This is a genomic window from Roseibium sp. AWQ4_290, from assembly GCF_056160985.1.
In genome coordinates this window covers 1-313 of the sequence record NZ_JBSWYG010000077.1, presented here as the reverse complement: position 1 = coordinate 313, position 313 = coordinate 1, and the positions used below count along the sequence as shown (strand labels likewise).

The 313-nt window shown below is 52.7% G+C and carries 1 protein-coding gene; it reads left to right on the top strand.

The window, feature by feature from the left end; all coding sequences use genetic code 11:
* A partial coding sequence (locus ACXAH0_RS25205; RefSeq protein ID WP_475196057.1) for an integrase core domain-containing protein occupies positions 1-294 on the top strand: 294 nt, incomplete at its 5' end.
* Positions 295-313: the final 19 nt, after the last annotated feature.

The window sequence follows — 313 nt, the reverse complement described above, 5'->3', positions numbered from 1 at the left end:
ATTCACCATACGGATCGCGGCAGCCAATATTGCTCCCACGACTATCAGAAGCTTCTGCGCCAGCATGGCTTCCAGATCTCAATGAGCGGAACAGGAAACTGCTTTGACAACGCCGCCGTGGAAACCTTCTTCAAAACGATCAAGGCTGAGTTGCTATGGCAGAAATCATGGACCTGCCGCCGCGATGCCGAATTGGCCATATTCGAATACATCAATGGCTTCTACAATCCGCGCAGAAGGCACTCGGCTTTGGCATGGAAAAGCCCATTGGCATTCGAAGCCAGGGCCGCTTAAATGAGAACTCGGGGCGGAA